Consider the following 16301-nt stretch of genomic DNA (forward strand, 5'->3'; position numbering starts at 1 on the left):
CTTTCTCAAGATCGTGGACCGCAAGAAGGACATGGTCCTCGTCTCGGGCTTCAACGTCTTTCCCAACGAAGTCGAGGCCGTGGCCACCGCCTGCCCCGGCGTGCTCGAATGCGCCTGCATCGGCGTGCCGGACGACAAGACCGGCGAGGCCCTGCGCCTGTACGTGGTGCGCATGGCCGAAGTGCGCGTGAGCGCAAATGACATTGCCGAGCACTGCCGCCGGGAGCTCACCCCCTACAAGGTGCCCCGGCAGATCGTGTTGGTCGATGTACTGCCCAAATCCAGCGTGGGTAAGATTTTGCGGCGGGAGCTGCGCGAGCTGGCGTAAAGCCGCCGCGCCCGGCCGCCGCGCCGGTCGGTCACTGCACCAGCGTGGCGGTCAGCGTGATCTCCGGCACCGCGGCCAGCGCCTTCGACAACGGGCAGTTGGCCTTGGCATCGGCCGCCAGCTTCTGGAAGGCCGCCTCGTCCAGGCCCGGCGCCTTGGCCTTGAGCGTGAGGGCGATGCGGTCGATGACGAAGCCATCGCCCTCCTTGGTCAGCCGCACTGCCGCCGTGGTGTCGATCACCTCGGTGGCGATGCCCGCCTTTTCCGCCGCAAAGGCAAACGCCATGGTGAAGCACGAGGCATGCGCCGCCCCCACGATCTCCTCGGGGTTGGTGCCCTTGCGGTCATCGCCAAAGCGGCTGCCAAAGCCATAGGGGTGCTTGTCGAGCGCGCCGGTTTCGGTGCTCACCTGGCCCTGGCCGGTCTTGCCGGCACCTTCCCAATGGACACTGGCTTTCTTTTCGGACATGGTTGGGCTCCTGTAAGTGCAAAAGGACTATCGGACCACGCCCCCGCCCGCGCCGGGGTCGGATGCCACGGGCAATGCGGGTGCGCAATGTCCTACATGGCGGTCAACCAACGCGGCTTCCCCAAAAAGCCAAAGGCCCTTGCGGGCCCCTGGAGTGGTTGAACGAACAAACCGCTGCTGTGAACAGAATCAGGGCGCGCTCAGCACCTGCTGGCGCTTGGTCTCGTACTCGCCTGCGGTGATCAGGTTGGCATCGCGCATTTGCTTGAGCCACTGCAGGCGCGATTCCTTCTTGCTGGCGGGCGTGGGCGCGGCGGCTTGTGCCGTTGCTGCAGGTGCGGGCTGGGCCGGGCTCACCACGGCTACGGTGGCGGTTGCGGGGGCAGCGGCTGGTGCTGGCGGCGCGGCACGGCCCATCGGCTTGGTGTCGGGCACGAATGGCATCGTCACCGTGGCGCCTGCCTGGGCCGGCGCTGGCCGCGGGGCTGAAGCAGGTGCCGGTACGGGCATTGCCACCGGCACTGGCGCAGGTGCAACGGCCGTGGGCACGCCGCCCGCAGGGGCAAAGGCCGTGCCCGGCTTCACCGCGATCATCTTGGAGCCCTGCACCCCTTGGCGTCCCCTGGCCTCATCCGTCAGGCTGAGTTGGCTGCGTGCAGACATCAGACCCATCTTCATCTCTTGCCACACAAAGTAATTCTTGGCCGCCTCCACATCGATGCTGAAGGAGGTGGTGGTCTCGGCGACCGACTCGATGGTGTACCGGCCCGGTGCCACGTTCAGGTAGAAGAAGCTCTTGGGCCCGGTGTGGCCGATGTTCTGGTTGTTGAGGTTCACCGGCATGGTGATCGCCGAGCCAATCACTTCATCGCGAAAGATGTAGAGCGAAGCCGTTTCGGCCTGGGGCACGAACTGCTTGGCCTTGGCCTCTTCTGTCATGGAGGCCCTGGGCACCTGCGCACAGCCCACCAGGGCCAGCGCAGCAATGAACAAGGCAAGCGCACGGAAATATCTCGTCAGAAAACGCATGATGGATGTTGGACTCTTTGTTGGGTGGTTACTGCGCTCCCCACGCAGGCGGGCATACCCGCCCGCGCACTCTAGCATCGGGTTGCAACTGCTTACAGGCGGTGCAGCAACTTAGGTGCGTGTGCCTATGGGCTGTGCGGCGCGTGCAACACCACCCCCTTCTTGGCGATTGACGAAGGCCCGGTTTGTCAGGGCTGGCTGGTTTGCGCCAGCCAGCGCGCCGGCGCCATGCCCACCTGCCCTTTGAAGCGCCGCGTCAGGTGGCTCTGGTCGGCAAAGCCGCAGGCCGCCGCCACATCGGCCAGCGCCCCGCCCTGCCGCAGGGCCGCCTGGGCCTGGCGAATGCGCACCATGTTCAGGTAGGCGTGCGGCGCCATGCCATAGGTGGCGGTAAAGGCCCGCGTCAGGTGCGCGCGCGACAGGCCGGCCTGCGTGGCCAGGGCCTGCACCGTCACATCGTCGGCAAAGTGGGCATCCAGGTACTCGCGCACCAGGGCCATGCGCTGGCGGCCTGCATCCAGGCCGGTGGCTGCCCAGGGCCGGCGCAGCTCGCCATGCCGGCCCAGCAGCGCCACCATGGCCGCGGCTGTGCGCTCCTCGCCGTGCAGCGATTCCTGCCGCTCGGCCACCGCCGCCACGGCTTGCTGCAGAAGCAGCGCACCCTCTGGGTCGTGCACCAGCGGCGCCTTGAAGTAGCGGGTGGCCATGCTGCTGCGGTCGGGCGCGCCACCACCGGCCGCATCGCGGTCACCCATCCACGCATGCACCAGCGTGGCATCCACATACAGCATGGAATAGCCAAACCCCGCCTCCGTGCCCCGGCTGCCGTCGTGCGGCTCATCGGGGTTGAACAGAATCACATCGCCCGCCAGGCTGGCGTGGCGCGCCCCCCGGCACGCAAAGGTCTGCACACCCGAACGCGTGACGCCAATCGAATACGTCTCGTGGCTGTGCCGCTCGAACCGGTGCTGCGTGAAATGCGCGTTGAGCAGCGTGACCCCGCCCGAGGCCAGCGGCCGCATCTCGGCCCAGTCGCGCGGGCGCGGCGATGAGGGAGATTAAGAAGAGGAGGAGGAACTGGGGTCCCCGGCATGCATGCGACAAATGTACAAGACCACCCCGCGCCCGGTGGCGACACTGCAGGCACCAACCCGCCCATCAACGCGGTAATGCCAACAACCAACGCCACCCCCATGCCTGACACCACCTGCACCCACGCCCCCACCCCCGTCCCCGCCATCGACCTGGCCCTCAAGCTCTCCCAGTTCACCGACCACTGGGCCCCGCGCACCGTGGCCGAGTTCAACGGCCACGACATCATGGTCGCCAAGATCCAGGGCGAGTACCAGTGGCACAGCCACCCCGACACCGACGACTTCTTTTACGTGCTGCACGGCGTGGTGGAGATCGACCTGCCCCACGGCGCCATGGTCACCCTGCACCCCGGCCAACTCTACGTGGTGCCCAAGGGTGTGGAGCACCGGCCGCGAACCAGGGGTGGAGAAGAGGCGCACATTCTGCTGATCGAATCCACCGGCACGCCCAACAGCGGCGATGCGGCCACGGCTGCGCCGCGCAGGGTGCTCTAAAAAAGCAAAAGGCCCGCTTCGCTGCGGGCCCTTGCATCATGGATGGGTGGGTAATGGGCCGGCTGCCGCAAGCGCTCTCAAAACCCGCTCAGGATCTGCTTGCGCTTGGCCTCGTACTCGTCGGCAGAGATGAGCTTTTCTTCGTACATCTTCTGCAGCTGCCGCAGCTTGTCGGCCGTGGTGTTGGCTGCCGGCGCAGCGCCTGGTGCGGCCATGGGTTGCACAGGCACGATGGTCGCGAGCAGCCGGGACTGCATCACCCCCTTGCGGCCAGCCGCATCGTCCGTTTGGCTGAGCTGGGTGCGTGGCGCCCAGATGCCCATCTTCATCTCCTGCCACACAAAATAGTTCTTGGCCGGCTCGGCCGTGACGCTGATGACCGAGGTGTTTTCGGACTCCGATTCGATGTTGTACACACCTGGCTCCACGGTCAGGTGAAAGTACGTCATCGCACCGGTCTGCCCAATGCTCTGGTTGTTGACCTTGACCGTCAGCGGCGCCAGGCCGCCCAGGTTCTCATTGCGGTAGATGTAGATCGACGCCTTCTGCGGCGCGGGCGTGAACTGCTTGGCCTTGGCATCGTCCTGCGGAGAGCCTGGGGGGTGGGTGGCGCAGCCCACCAGCGCCAGGGTGGCAACGAACAGGGCAAATGCGCGAAAGTATTGGGTCATCGGTTCAAGTCCATACGGGTTTTGTTTTCAGGGCTGCGCTCCCCGCGCAGGCAATGCCGTATTGGCCCGGGCATCGCTGGGGCACTCTAGCACCGAGTTGCCCTTGCTTACAGAGCCCCGCCTTCGCCCCAATGGGTTCCTGGCCTACGCCAAGGCGCTGGTGCGCCTCGGATCATGGGGACACGGAAATGGACATCCGCGTCCAGACCACCACCCAACAGGAGCACACCATGGCCCGAGACAACATCGACACTGCACGCGACTTGAACCCCGACCCCATCACCGGCGCACCCGGTGCCCACCCCATCGGCACCGGCGTTGGCGCTGCAGGCGGTGCGGTCACCGGCGCTGCGGCCGGCTCCATCGGCGGGCCTGTGGGCGCCGCAGTGGGTGCCGTGGTCGGCGCCGTCGTCGGCGGCCTGGCCGGCAAGGGCGCGGCAGAAGCCGTCAACCCCACGGCCGAAGACGCCTACTGGCGCGACGCCCATGGCCGCGAGCCCTACTACTCCGACGCGTACACCTACGACGACTATGCCCCCGCCTACCGTCACGGCTACCAGAGCGTGATCGACGGGCGCGGTGACTGGAACGACGTGCGCGGCGATCTGCAGACACGTTGGGACACCGACCGTGCGAACAGCCGCCTGAACTGGAAGGACGCCGAGCCCGCCGCCAAGGCGGCCTGGGAGCGGGCCGACCGCATCTGGAAGCAAACGAAACAGGAATAAGCGGGGGGCGCCCGTGGTCGATTGGCTGCCTGCAAGCGCAGCCATCGGCCACGGCGCGTGGATGATTGAGGCCGGCTGGCTAGCCGATCACCTCAACGACCTTGCCGGTCGAATCCTTGATCGTCGTCTTCTCCACCACCCACTCCACCTGCGGCAACAGCGGCAGCACATAGCTGCCCTGGCGCGGCTGCAGCGTCTGCGCTAGCTGCTGCACCGTGGCATCGGTCAGGCGCAGCACCACGGCGTTCTCGCCCTCGCCCTGCCACTCCACCGCGTTGATGCCATCAGCGCCTACAGGCTCCAGCAGCAACTGCCACTCATGCCCCGCCACCCGCAGCGTGCGGCCAAACGGCAGGCGCAGCGGCAGCAGGGTCACCAGCTCATCCACCTGGCGGGCACCCACGGTGACCTGGGTGATCGGCTTGCGCAGCAGCCGCCAAGGCAACACTGAATAAATCTTCGTGAAGGCGCGTGCCCTGGTTTGGGATGGGCTGCTAGGCGCAAAGCGCAGCCATAGCCGCGCTATGGCGAGCATTTGCAACGCCGCAGAACGCCCAAAGCGGGGTGCGCGGCGCGCGAAGGATTTGTTCAGTGTTGCCTTAACCTGCTTGAGGCCCAGCACATCGGTAAAGAGGAAGCCGCTGGCCGACCCATCGCGCCGCAAGCCCTCGTCCACCTGCTGCTTTACCGCCGGGTGGGCCAGCAGCGAAGCGCGGCCCAGGTCCGTCACCCACAGCGGCATGTGCGGCAGCAGCACCTCCAGCAGATTGCGCGTGCGCCACTGCTTGGCCGCGCGCTCCTCTTCTATCGTGAGGCCCACCACCTGCAAGAACTCCACGGAGCCATTGGGCGTGGCCAGCGGCTCGGCCAGCTCCGGGTCGGTCGCAAAGGCCATGGAGCAGATCTGCGTGGCCCGCTCCAGCGCAATCGGCCCATTGGCCGTCATCCAATGCCCGTCACGGAAGATGTTTCCGCTCTGGAACACATAGCGTGCCAGATTCTGCAAAAAGTTCAGCGCCCAGGCCGGCGGCTCCGCATAGGCGTCGGCTATCTCGCCCGGCTCCATCGCCAGCCGAAAGGTCAGTTCGAACCCATAGCCGCTCACCTCCGGGTCATCGGACTCCTTGGCATACAGCTCGCTCAGCCCATAGGTCACAAAGTGCCAGTACGGCACCGGGTCCATGCGCCGCCACGCGCTGATGCCGTCCAGCGGGTCCGGCCCGCCCAGCATGTGCGAGATCAGCGTGCCAAAGTGCTTGGGTTCCTGGCCGGGGTAGAGCTGGGCCAGGCGGGCGGAGATGTGCCCTATCACCTCAGCCTCTGAATCCGATTGGTTGCGATGTCAGCGAGCAGCAGCGCTGAGAGCGATAGTTGGCTCTCGCATAGAAACCCTCGAATAGGTCGCTTTCATCCCAAAAGGATGGGGCGGAGCAGGCGAATGACGGCTAGGCAGGTGCGATACTTCCTTTAACGCAGAAGCTCATCACATACCAATGAACCACCTGTTTCAAGCTTTGTCTGTACGTGTGGACGAATGGCGCAAGGCCAGATACGAGTGCTCAAACTTTCCTGCAATCGCTGAAATTCTGGATTTCGCGCTGGAAGACCCAACTACCGACCAGCTAAGATATTTGCGTCGGGCGCAATTTCGAGCTTTAGAGACCTATTGGTACTTGCGCTTGGTACTGCACACACCGCGCATTCCTGAGCTGTACGCCATACTGTTCCCGAAGCCCAAGGACCGGCGCGAGGCCATGGGTCTGACTTCGCGCGAAATCGTGGACATGATTGCCGACGATAGCTTGGAAGCCGTCCTGGAGCTGGTTCAAACCGACAATGCGTTTGTCCGTAAGCATGGACTGGAGAGCCTGCGCGAGACTTTTTCGCTGGAGTACCCTAGCTACATCTTGGCACTCGCCATGGGCGCGGGCAAGACCATCCTTATGGGCTCCATCGTTGCGACCGAGTTCGCCATGGCGCTGGAATACCCTGACGGCCCGTTTGTGCAGAACGCATTGGTTTTTGCCCCTGGCAAGACCATCCTCAGTGCCCTGCGGGAACTGGCGGACATCCCATTTGAACGTCTGTTGCCCGCCCGCCTACATAAGCCGTTCGCGGCCAGCCTCAAGCTGACCTTTACGCGCGACGGTGACAAGCAAATACCCATCACCTTGGGCAGCCGCTTCAACCTCATCGTAACCAACACCGAGAAAATCCGCATCCAGAAGCCGATCGTGCGCAATGCCGCGCAGAGTCGGCTGTTCGCGGGCACCAAGGACGAAGAGGCGACTGCCATGGCCAACCTGCGCCTGCAGGCGATTGCCTCATTGCCCCATCTGGCCGTGTTCTCCGACGAGGCTCACCACACCTATGGCCAGAAGCTGCTGGGCAAGTGGGAGAAGAACAAGGAAACCGGGGAGCTGGTGTTCAAGGACGACGGCATCAAGAAGGTGCGTCGCACCATCGACTACTTGGCGCAGGAAACCAACCTCATTGTCACCATCAACGCGACCGGAACGCCGTACTTTGAGCGGCAGCCTTTGCGCGACGTGGTGGTCTGGTACGGGCTGGGTGAGGGTATCCGTGATGGCGTGCTGAAAGAGTTGGCGAACGGCATCAAGGTGCTTGAGTTGGGGGACGGTGAAGCCGATCGCATGGTGCAAAGCGTAGTCGATGACTTCGTGAAGGACTATTGGCCCGTCGCCCTTGAGAACGGGGCACCCGCACGCCTAGCTTTGTACTTCCCCAACCTTGAAACCCGCGACGAGTTGCGCCCCAGCATCGAATCCGCGTTGCTGGCCCATGGCATTGGCCCGGACACTCTGCTAGCGGTGGATAACAAATCTAGCGAAGCGACCCGGCGCAGCTTTGAAGCCGTGGCACGCGACCCTGCGGCACCGCATCGCGTCATGCTGCTGGTCAACATGGGCACCGAGGGGTGGAACTGCCCCAGCCTGTTTGCCTGCGCATTGGTGCGCAAGCTGGCAACCAGCAACAACTTTGTGCTGCAGGCCGCCACCCGGTGCCTACGCCAAGTGCCCGGCAATACCAAGCCTGCCCGCGTGTACCTGACGGCCAGCAACAAAAAGACGCTGGAAGACCAACTGACCGAAACCTACGGCACCAGCCTCACGTCGCTGCACACCCAGCAAGCCGAGCGGGTTGAAAAGACCATTTACCTGCACAAGCCACAATTGCCTGCTTTGCTGATAATGAAGCGCGTGCTCCGCATCCAGCGCAAGGCAGTCCCCGCTGACGTCGCACCATTGGTATTCACCTTGCCAGATGTTTCTGCTCCCGTTGGGCCGGTGGTTCAGACATGGAGTCCGGTGCTCACCGCGAGCGGCGACACCCGCATGCAACGGCTTGATGCCGCAGATGTACTGCTGGAGTCGTTCACTCCCTTGCTGGATTGCTACACCGCTGCCGCCCGCCTTGCCGCGTGCCACCACTTGCCAACTACCGAACTGCTTGCCGCACTTCGCCAGGTCTACGAAGCCCAGGAAGTGCCGGACCACCACATGGAAGCCTTGGGTCAGCAGATTGAGGAGCAGCGCAACCAGTACGAAGAGGCATGGGATGAAATTGAGGTGGCCGTAGCACTGGTCAAGGCCGATGGCTTCGATGTTGCCGAAGTCAACGGTAAGCCGGTCTATACCGCCCGCATCAGCTTTGACAAGAAGAATCAGCACCTCTACAAGACGGCCAACGAGACCGCAGATGCCGCGCATGCCCTGCGCAGCAGCTTTCACTATGAGGGCTACAACTTCGACTCCAATCCCGAAGCCGAGTTTCTCGACTGGACGCTGGGCTTGCTGCAATCGCACCCCCACCAGATTGAAGGCCTTTGGTTCACGGGCGGCCTCGCCGATGCCGGAAAGACCGACCTGCGGGCTGAGTACCTGGGCGACGATGGACGCTGGCACACCTACACACCTGACTTTGTGCTACGTCGTGCAGATGGCAAGCACCTCGTGGTCGAGGTGAAGAACGACAAGCTTAGCCCGGACATTGATGCGGACATGGCACGCCATGCGTTGGGTCAGGCTCCGCAAACGTTGGAAGGCCGCAAGGCTGTGGCCTTGAAACGCTGGGAGCAACTTAACCCTGATCGTCTCAGCTACCACGTTATGTTTGCCGACACCGCCCTGCATGACGCTGGCAAAAAGACCGTGCTGAACTTCATCACAGCCAAAGTAATCGCCGCGCCTGCGGCTACCTGATAGACCGTTATGACCGAACAAACCAAAACCAAGAAGAAGCCGACAGATGTAATGGTAGGCCGCGCCAAGGGGCGGCCGATGTTGAGTTGGGTAGGCAAGAAGCCGCTGGGCCGTGTTACTGCATTCCCTGCCCAGCATATTGAGCGTTTCAGTGCGGAAGATGCCGCACACCCGTTGCCACCGAGTTCCGCTGATTGGTCCAATTGGCCCAAGGGCTTGGCGCAGGGCGGCCTGCTCTATCACGGGGACAACAAGGAGGTGTTGGCGCACCTTTTGGCAAACGGATTTCGAGGACAGGTCAAGCTGATCTATATCGACCCCCCGTTTGACAGTGGGGCGGACTACGTGCGCAAAGTGCAATTGCGTGGCCCCAAGGGCACGCTCAAGATTGACGGCGAAGACTATGCGCTGGGCGAGCAGGTGCAGTACACCGACATCTGGAGCAATGACAACTATTTGCAGTTTATGTATGAGCGGCTGTTGATGCTCAAGGAGCTACTGAGTGAGGACGGTGGCCTGTATCTGCACTGTGACTGGAACAAAGCTCATCACTTGCGTTGCTTGTTGGAGGAGATATTCGGAACAGACAACTTACGCAATGAAATTGTTTGGAAGCGGACTACTGCTCGCTCGGGAAGTGGTGCCTATAACCATATTCACGACACGATTTTATTTGCTTCTAAAGGCAGTAATTTCACTTGGAATCAGCAGTACACACCGTACAGCCAAGAGTATTTGAACTCCAATTTTAAGCCAGATGAGAACGGTAAGCTATTCCGGGAAACGCCTATAACCGCTCCCGGTACTCGCGTGGGCCCCTCAGGCGAGCCTTGGAAGGGCCTAAGCCCCGGCTTAATCGGGCGTGGCAGACATTGGGCAATTCCGGAGTTTTCAAAGAAACTTATTCCTGCTGAGGCGACGACTTCGCCTCAAAAAGCGATGGATGCATTGGAAAACATTGGACGAATTCGCTGGGCAAAAGATGGTGCTGGGCGGCCAAATTTGATTCAGTATCAAGACGATTTAGAGGGTGTCGAACTCCAGTCGATTTGGACTGAATTCAGTGCCTTATCCAGCAATGCGAACGAATCAGAAGAATATCCAACGCAGAAGCCCGAAGCCCTTTTGGAGCGGATCGTGAAATCATCGACAAAACCCGGTGACATCGTGCTTGATTGCTTTATCGGTTCCGGCACTACTGCCGCAGTGGCACAGAAACTGGGCCGCCGCTGGATTGGGTGTGACATCAACAAGGGCGCAATCCAGACCACTGCCAAACGCTTGCAGGGTATTGTTGCCGAGCAGATCGCTGTGCTTGCTGATACGAAGCAGGGTGAACTGGTGGCCCGCGAAGATTCACCGCCGCCTTGCCAGTTGGCGTTTTCCACTTGGCGAGTGAACGACTATGACCTTCACATCCAACACAACGAGGCCGTTGAGTTGGCATGTGAGCACCTGGGCATCATGCGCACCCGAACCGACCCATTCTTCGACGGAACGCGCGGCAAGATGCTGGCCAAAATCATCCCCTTGAACCATCCGCTCACGCCCCTGGACTTGGAGGCTTTGCGCACGGAACTCAAGAACCGTCCCGAAGAAGAGCGCGACCTCTTGGTGGTGAGCCTGGGCCAAGAGCACAAGGCGCGCGAATGGGTGGAACGATACAACAACAATCGGCCTATCAACAAAATCCACTTGATTGAGCTACGCACTGACCGCAAGGCCGGGGGCTTTATCAAGCATGAGCCGATGTCGGTGCAGGCCAAGGCTCAACGTGAAGGTCACAAACTGATAGTAACGATTGCCGATGTGGTTTCGCCAAGCATCATCGCGCGGCTGGATTTGCAAGAGGGTATTTTTCGGGCACAGATACCGGACTGGCGCGCAGTGGTGGACTGTATTCTTATTGACGCTCAATACGATGGCGCCGTTTTCAATGTGATCCTTGCCGACGTGCCTGAGCGTAAGCAAGACCTTGTGGCCGGCCGATATGAATTGGCAGCTCCGCCGGCTGGATCAATTGTTGCAGTGAAAGTCATTGACATGCTTGGCGAGGAGCGGCTTGTCTCTCTGAACGCGTAGCTGTCGCATCCCGGATGATGGTATTGATGTAAAGCACTATCATAGGTGTGAAGCCGGAGATTCTTGCTAGCGTTGACATCGACTAATGTAATGTGCAAGTTGTAATCCCCAAGATATCTAAAATGTGCTTTCCCTTCCCTCCCCGGCTCGTCGAACAATTCCGCATATTTACACGCATCGCAGCTCTGCGCCGTCTGTGCGCCGACCTGCGTAAGCGCCTGACGGCTACGCAATCCCATCGGCTCAAGCCTTGGTGAAGTCTTCTAACCGACTTTGAGCTTGGCCGGGTGAGGGAGACAAGCTAAGAATGCAGTCGCACTGACCTGAAAGCGCAAAGGGAGCAATCAGAACATGGCAGAGATCACACGTCGCCGCACCGGCGAATTGCTTCGGGAGTTATTTGGTATTCTGATGGCGGAGCCGGATGGCTTGCAAGCTAGCGCCGCATTGCAGGAATTGGCTAGTCGAGTCACCTTGACACCTTACGAGGCTGACTCCTATGAGTCGGGTGGCAGGCGGTTCGAGAAAATCGTGCGCTTCGCAACAGTGGATTGCGTTAAAGCTGGCTGGCTGGTCAAAGACAAAGGCATTTGGACCATCACAGAGGAAGGTCGGAAGGCCCATCTTGAGCTTCCCGACCCCGAAGCGTTTTATCGCCAAGCCTGCAAGCTTTACGCCGAGTGGCGGGCTGCGCAGCCTGACGCTGAACCTGTCGCGGCAACGGGAACGAGCCCGGGCGCCGACGAGCCGGACACAACAGCCAAGTCGGTGAGCGTGACCTACGAGGAGGCTGAAGAACAAGCATGGGCAGAGATCTCAGCCTACCTCCGCGCGATGAATCCCTATGACTTTCAGGACCTTGTGGCCGATCTGCTGCGTGCGATGTCCTACCACGTGACTTGGGTCTCCCCGCCCGGAAAAGATGGCGGAATAGACATTCTGGCGTGGCCTGATGCGCTGGGTACGCGGCCACCGCGAATCAAGGTGCAAGTGAAGCGCCAACAACAAGCGGTGAGCGTTGACGGCTTGCGATCCTTCATGGCGTTGCTGGGCGACGACGATGTTGGTCTTTTCGTTTGCACGGGCGGCTTCACCAAGGACGCCGAGACGGAAGCGCGTACACAGGAGAAGCGCCGCGTTACGCTGATCGGTCTGGAAAAGCTATTTGACCTGTGGGACGAGCACTACGGAAAACTGACTGACCAAGCCAGGCGTCGTCTGCCATTGCGATCCATCCGTTTCATAGCTCCAGCGGGGTAACTAGAGGCTGTCAGAAGCAAGCTGGCGATCTCCATTGGCGGAACTACAGGTATTTGCGGTTGCTCTCCCGCGCCTCCTCCTCCGGATACTTCCCCATTGGTCTCCACCTTGACATTCGCCGTCTCGATCAGATCTACATCCAGCGCCGTGGCCATCTGCACTAGGTACAGCAGCACATCCGCCATATAGGCAATATCCGCTTTCTAAAAGCTAGGAGTTCGAATATGTCTTTTGTTGGCGACGCGTCTAGCATTTTCGGCATGCTCAGCAAGGGATGGAGCTGGTGGCAGAGTCGACATGATCCTGCTTTGCGCTCTGCTCGCAGTCTGATCCGGGCTTTTGAAGCCCATGGGGTGGGGCGTCAACAAATCATTCGACTGGTTCCCACCTCAGTAGCGCAGGCAAGGCCCGAATTGTCGATGGCCGACTTTTCCAAGCCTGAGCAGTTGAAATTTAAGTTGTCACCAGCCCTGCTGGATTGGGCTGCCGAGTTTTTGAATGTGCGTCGTGCCTGGCTTGATGGCAAAGCTGATACGCCGCCCCACCACATCGTAAATCACTACAAGCAGCCTGCGCTTTACGGCCCGTGGTTCGCGGACCGCATGGCCCAGGCGCCGGATGTTGACCGCGTTCTAACCGTCGTCACGACTCATGACCAGCCTGTAGGACCGGGTGCAAATGGTCCGGTATTTCTGGTCTATGAAGAAATAGAGAACGGATTGGACGGAGAGCAGTTTTCCCGGTACTGGCTTCTGTCCGATGAATGGTATATGTACCATCCGCCATGCGTTGAAAATATGGCGGCCGCCGTATCGGTAGCTGACTCTGCAGGAGTGTTGGTGATTGGCAAGCAGTTGCCTCTCCGCGAACTAGTGAGGCTACAAAATCGCGAGACGCTGTTGCCAGAACTGATGGGGTTTGTGCGAGGCACTTGGTATCCAACCGATTTGGTCAACCCGCCCCCACTGCAAGATTCACCTTGGCGCCAAGCCGTCTGGCAGGGTGCAAAAAAATGGTTAGAGCGAACCGCTTAAGTCGTGCTCACCAGCAGCTTTAGCCCCACTTGTCACCGAATCGTTCCCACTGCAAGCATGTATACGAGCCGCTGACAACAGCTCGCCGTACTTGCGACTGCTCCCCCGCGCTTGATCCACGGGATATTTCTGCTCGTTGATCTCCACCTTGGCATTCGTGGCCTCGATCAGATCCACACCCAGCGCCGTGGCCATCTGCACCAGATACAGCAGCACATCCGCCATCTCATAGGCCACAGCCTGCTTCTTGTCCGCCGGCAGGTTACGGCTCTGCTCCTCGGTCAGCCACTGAAAGTGTTCCAGCAGCTCGCCGGCCTCCACGATCAGGGCCGAGGCCAAATTCTTGGGCGAGTGGAACTGGCCCCAGTCGCGCTGCTGCGCAAACTCCTGCAGGCGCAGGGCCAGTTGCTGGAGTGATTTCGGGTCTTGAATCATGTCGCGCGGTCTGGCTATTGCGGCTGGTCGCAGGCCTTTGCTTTCTCTTTAGAGAGAAGCGGTAGCGAGCCAAGGGTTCAGGATAGGTACGCCGAAAGATTGAAAGTCGACGGTATTTCTCGTCACGACAGTCATGCCGTGGACCAGCGCGGTTGCCGCGATCAGGCTGTCCATGGCAGGGCGTGGGTCCGGTACGTGCAGCGACGCACAGCGCTGCGCTACGGCGGCGTCAACCGGCAGGATCCGGCCGGCGAAAGCCGGCAAGACATGCTGTTCAAGCCAGGTTCGGAGTGTGGCACCCTGGGGCGGGTCCCGGCGCTCTGCCTGCAGCACGCCCACTTCCAGTTCTTGGACCGTGATGGCGGATACGAACAAGGTCGTGGCGTCCACGCTGTCTGCCCACCTGGCCACGTTGGGGTCTGCCCGGCCCAGGCGCACTTTTCGCAGTTCAGAGACCACGTTGGTGTCCAGCACAAACATCAGGACAAATCCGCAGCGCGTGCCAGGTCCCGCGAGCGCGCAAGCTCCAGCTCTGCATCGGCTGCGCCTGGCATGGCCAGCAGGTCGGCAATTTTTTGCGGGCTGCCCGTCAAGCGCTGGTACAGCTCATAGGTCATGAGCACATGGGCTGGCCGGTGAGGTGGGTGCCGCCATCGCGCTGCGGGATGTTGTTGGTGAAGCACAGCACCTGCTCGGTGTAGGCGCTGTTCCACTGCATGGCCACTTCCACGCCGATGTGCGTGCCGGGGATGCCGCCGTAGGTCTCGGCCGGGCGCTCGCCTGCGGCGTAGAACGACGTGGGGTGCAGCACCGTCTTGCCTTTGTTGATGAACTCGACGAAACCGCGCACGCCGCCGGCGCCGGAGAAGTCGTCTTCCTTGCCGCTGCGCTCGTCCTTCAGGCGAATGCGCACGCCGTTGTTCAAAAAGGAGAGTTCGCGCAGGCGCTTGGCCAGGATCTCGTAGTGGAAGTCGTAGTTTTCCTTGAAGATCTCGGTGTCGGGCAGAAAGTGCACCTCGGTGCCGCGCTTTTCGGTCTCGCCGGTCACCTTCATGGGGCTCACTTCGAAGCCGTCCACGGTGTCGAGCAAACGGTCTTGCACAAAGCCGCGCGCAAATTCGATCTGGTGCACCTTGCCTTCGCGGCGCACGGTCAGGCGCAGCCATTTGGAGAGGGCGTTGACGCAGCTCACGCCCACGCCGTGCAGGCCGCCCGATACCTTGTAGCTGTTCTGGTTGAACTTGCCGCCGGCGTGCAGCTCGGTCAGCGCGATTTCGGCGGCGCTGCGCTTGGGTTCGTGCTTGTCGTCCATCTTCACCCCGGTGGGGATGCCGCGGCCGTTGTCGGTCACGCTGATGGAGTTGTCGGTGTGGATGGTGACGACGATGTCGTCGCAGTGGCCGGCCAGGGCCTCGTCGATGGAGTTGTCCACCACCTCGAACACCAGGTGGTGCAGGCCCGTGCCGTCAGACGTGTCACCGATGTACATGCCCGGGCGTTTGCGCACGGCCTCCAGGCCTTCGAGGATCTGGATCGACGAGGCGCCGTAGTCGTTCGCGGGGGCCGCGTCGGCCGCGCCGGTCGCGGGCGTCTCGGGAAGGATCGGTTGCACTGCTGCCATGCTGGAGGAGCCTCGTGGAATGTTCTCGTGCGATCGCTCTTTGGACTCAGGCGACTCGACTTGCGATGATGGGGTAGCCGGTCGGATCGGCGCCGGTCAGGGGGATCGGACGGTCGAAGCGCAGGGTTGCGACGTGCTGCGGTCCGGACGGGACCGTGTCCTCCCGGATCTCGACGGGCATGCCCGCCAGGGGGGACAGGACGCGCACCCCCCGGATCCGTTCGGCGCGGGCTTCGGGGTCCAGCCGTACCGTCCCGAACACCGATGCATCCGGGCGTACGCGGGTCCGGTGGATCCCCGCATCGTCCACGGTCAATCGGATGCTGCTGGAGTACGCAGCCAGGTAGAGCGCTTCGAATCGCTCCGACCACGAATCGCCTGCCACGAGTGTGCCGACGAGGGGCCTGTTCGGATCGCCGGCTTCGACACCCGCATCCACCACGTCCAACCCTTCGGGACTCACGTCGACCCGGACGTGCCACGCGCCCGCGTCGAAGGCGCGCGCTACGCGCCAGTGGACGATGTGCGCGGCATAGTCGGTGGCGTCGACGGGGCGCTGGCGCCAGGCGTCGCCATCGTCGCCGGTCCGCGGATATCGGCACAGGTACATGCCGGGGCGCTTCCTCATCGACGCCAGGCTGTCGGCATCGAACGCGGCGGCGCAGATCCTCTGGAAGACCACGGTCGGCCTGGCAGTCAACATCACGGCGGATTCGTGCCTCGCTGCGCGCACCGCGTGCGCGCCACTGCCCGGCCCGGCGAGCGCCATTGCCGCGAATGCCCTGACGACGTCGCGTCGCTCCACGCTCAGATCCTCATCGGCATCACGACG

The 16301-nt window shown here is 61.8% G+C and carries 16 protein-coding genes and 1 pseudogene; 7 read left to right on the forward strand and 10 right to left on the reverse strand.

Features of this window, described 5'->3' with window-relative positions:
• On the forward strand, positions 1–328 hold a 328-nt coding region (locus tag ACK59X_RS25455), incomplete at its 5' end, for an AMP-binding enzyme (protein WP_409961223.1).
• Between the two features lie 31 nt (positions 329–359).
• Here the strand turns inward: ACK59X_RS25455 and ACK59X_RS25460 are convergent.
• The 3 genes from ACK59X_RS25460 to ACK59X_RS25470 form a co-directional block, all read right to left on the reverse strand.
• A complete protein-coding gene (locus ACK59X_RS25460) occupies positions 360–797 on the reverse strand; it encodes an OsmC family protein (protein WP_322590846.1) in 438 nt (145 codons plus the stop codon).
• 189 nt (positions 798–986) lie between these two features.
• Positions 987–1790 (reverse strand): DUF2846 domain-containing protein, encoded by an 804-nt coding sequence (locus ACK59X_RS25465; protein ID WP_409961225.1) that lies wholly within the window; start codon positions 1788–1790, stop codon positions 987–989.
• Positions 1791–2014: 224 nt separating this feature from the next.
• Positions 2015–2848: an AraC family transcriptional regulator gene (locus tag ACK59X_RS25470; protein ID WP_409961227.1), complete on the reverse strand. Its 834-nt coding sequence runs from the start codon at positions 2846–2848 to the stop codon at positions 2015–2017.
• A gap of 171 nt (positions 2849–3019) precedes the next feature.
• Here ACK59X_RS25470 and ACK59X_RS25475 point away from each other — a divergent pair, with 171 nt between their 5' ends.
• On the forward strand, positions 3020–3415 hold the full coding sequence (locus ACK59X_RS25475; protein ID WP_409961229.1) for a cupin domain-containing protein: 396 nt from the start codon (positions 3020–3022) through the stop codon (positions 3413–3415).
• A gap of 77 nt (positions 3416–3492) precedes the next feature.
• On the opposite strand, the gene ACK59X_RS25480 is transcribed toward ACK59X_RS25475, so the two are convergent.
• Positions 3493–4086 carry a DUF2846 domain-containing protein gene (locus ACK59X_RS25480; RefSeq protein WP_409961231.1) on the reverse strand — a complete coding sequence of 198 codons (594 nt, stop codon included), beginning with the start codon at positions 4084–4086 and terminating at the stop codon, positions 3493–3495.
• A gap of 230 nt (positions 4087–4316) precedes the next feature.
• Between ACK59X_RS25480 and ACK59X_RS25485 the strand changes: the two genes are divergently transcribed.
• Positions 4317–4814 carry a hypothetical protein gene (locus ACK59X_RS25485; protein ID WP_409961233.1) on the forward strand — a complete coding sequence of 166 codons (498 nt, stop codon included), beginning with the start codon at positions 4317–4319 and terminating at the stop codon, positions 4812–4814.
• Positions 4815–4893: 79 nt separating this feature from the next.
• Here ACK59X_RS25485 and ACK59X_RS25490 read toward each other — a convergent pair whose 3' ends face one another.
• Positions 4894–6126, reverse strand: coding sequence for a suppressor of fused domain protein (locus tag ACK59X_RS25490; RefSeq protein WP_409961234.1), 1233 nt, complete (start codon positions 6124–6126; stop codon positions 4894–4896).
• A gap of 181 nt (positions 6127–6307) precedes the next feature.
• On the opposite strand from ACK59X_RS25490, the gene ACK59X_RS25495 reads away from it, so the two are divergent.
• The 4 genes from ACK59X_RS25495 to ACK59X_RS25510 all read left to right on the forward strand — a co-directional run bounded on the left by ACK59X_RS25495 (position 6308) and on the right by ACK59X_RS25510 (position 13413).
• Entirely contained in the window at positions 6308–9037 is a 2730-nt protein-coding gene (locus ACK59X_RS25495) for a hypothetical protein (protein WP_409961236.1), read from the forward strand.
• 9 nt (positions 9038–9046) lie between these two features.
• Entirely contained in the window at positions 9047–11119 is a 2073-nt protein-coding gene (locus ACK59X_RS25500) for a site-specific DNA-methyltransferase (RefSeq protein ID WP_409961238.1), read from the forward strand.
• A 351-nt stretch (positions 11120–11470) separates the two neighbouring features.
• Positions 11471–12379: a restriction endonuclease gene (locus ACK59X_RS25505; RefSeq protein WP_409961240.1), complete on the forward strand. Its 909-nt coding sequence runs from the start codon at positions 11471–11473 to the stop codon at positions 12377–12379.
• 224 nt (positions 12380–12603) lie between these two features.
• On the forward strand, positions 12604–13413 hold the full coding sequence (locus tag ACK59X_RS25510) for a hypothetical protein (RefSeq protein WP_409961242.1): 810 nt from the start codon (positions 12604–12606) through the stop codon (positions 13411–13413).
• On the opposite strand, the gene ACK59X_RS25515 is transcribed toward ACK59X_RS25510, so the two are convergent.
• From ACK59X_RS25515 to ACK59X_RS25535, 5 genes and pseudogenes are all read right to left on the reverse strand, one after another.
• A complete protein-coding gene (locus ACK59X_RS25515; RefSeq protein ID WP_409961243.1) occupies positions 13396–13848 on the reverse strand; it encodes a nucleotide pyrophosphohydrolase in 453 nt (150 codons plus the stop codon). The genes ACK59X_RS25510 and ACK59X_RS25515 overlap by 18 nt on opposite strands.
• 48 nt (positions 13849–13896) lie before the next feature.
• A complete protein-coding gene (locus tag ACK59X_RS25520) occupies positions 13897–14331 on the reverse strand; it encodes a type II toxin-antitoxin system VapC family toxin (protein WP_409961249.1) in 435 nt (144 codons plus the stop codon).
• Positions 14328–14465 carry a hypothetical protein gene (locus tag ACK59X_RS25525; protein WP_409961245.1) on the reverse strand — a complete coding sequence of 46 codons (138 nt, stop codon included), beginning with the start codon at positions 14463–14465 and terminating at the stop codon, positions 14328–14330. Before ACK59X_RS25525 ends, ACK59X_RS25520 begins: the two co-directional genes overlap by 4 nt.
• Before the next feature lie 14 nt (positions 14466–14479).
• Positions 14480–15469: pseudogene (locus tag ACK59X_RS25530) on the reverse strand (ATP-binding protein); the annotation flags it as partial.
• Positions 15470–15515: 46 nt separating this feature from the next.
• Positions 15516–16301, reverse strand: a 786-nt coding sequence (locus ACK59X_RS25535) for a hypothetical protein (protein ID WP_409961247.1), incomplete at its 5' end; no start/stop codon positions are given.

Source organism: Acidovorax sp. (assembly GCF_046339755.1).
GTDB lineage: Bacteria > Pseudomonadota > Gammaproteobacteria > Burkholderiales > Burkholderiaceae_C > Acidovorax.